This window comes from Mesorhizobium sp. M1403, from assembly GCF_040317695.1.
Lineage (GTDB): Bacteria > Pseudomonadota > Alphaproteobacteria > Rhizobiales > Rhizobiaceae > Mesorhizobium.
Genome location: NZ_JAMYKY010000097.1, coordinates 1 through 699, shown reverse-complemented (window position 1 = coordinate 699; position 699 = coordinate 1). Strand labels below are relative to the sequence as shown.

Below are 699 nucleotides of genomic sequence, written 5' to 3'. Positions count from 1 at the left end.
GCGCAACGCCGGCCCCGCCGATGTAAAGCTCGCCCACCGCCCCGAATGGAACCGGCGCGCCATGGCCGTCCAGAAGATACACCCGAGTGTTCGCAATCGGACGGCCGATCGGGACAACTGACCCGTCAAAATCAGCCGGGCAATTCCAGGCCGTCGCGTCGATAGCTGCTTCCGTGGGACCATATAGATTGTGCAGGCCGGTCCAAGGCAATATGCGCCGAACCTTGTGCGCAAGGGGGGCAGCAAGTGCCTCACCACTACACATGAGACGCTGCAGCGATGTGCAGCGATCAACACCCTTCGTGTCCATAAAGTTGACCAGCATGGATGGTACGAAATGTGCCGTGGTGATGCTTTGGCCGACTACCAAGTTTACAAGCGCTTCGGGATCTTTGTGTGCAGCCGGAGGCGCCAGCACCAGGGTCGCCCCTTCAAGCAACGTCCAGAAGAATTCCCAGGCCGAGACGTCGAAGCCAAAAGGCGTCTTCTGCAAGACGACATCAGTCGCATTGAGAGCGTAGGCTTTTTGCATCCAGATCAGGCGATTGACAATAGCCCGATGCTCATTCTGTGCCCCTTTGGGCGCTCCGGTTGAGCCTGATGTGTAGATGACGTAGGCGAGATGGCGGGGGGTGAGGCCGAGGGCGTAGGGATCGGGATCGGAAGCGGGCAGCCCGGCCCAGGCGGACGTGTCCGTCT

Annotated in this window: 1 protein-coding gene; it reads right to left on the bottom strand. The window is 60.2% G+C overall.

Annotated elements, in window-relative coordinates:
• Positions 1–699, bottom strand: a 699-nt coding sequence (locus NKH01_RS35190; RefSeq protein WP_353024749.1) for an AMP-binding protein, incomplete at both ends; no start/stop codon positions are given.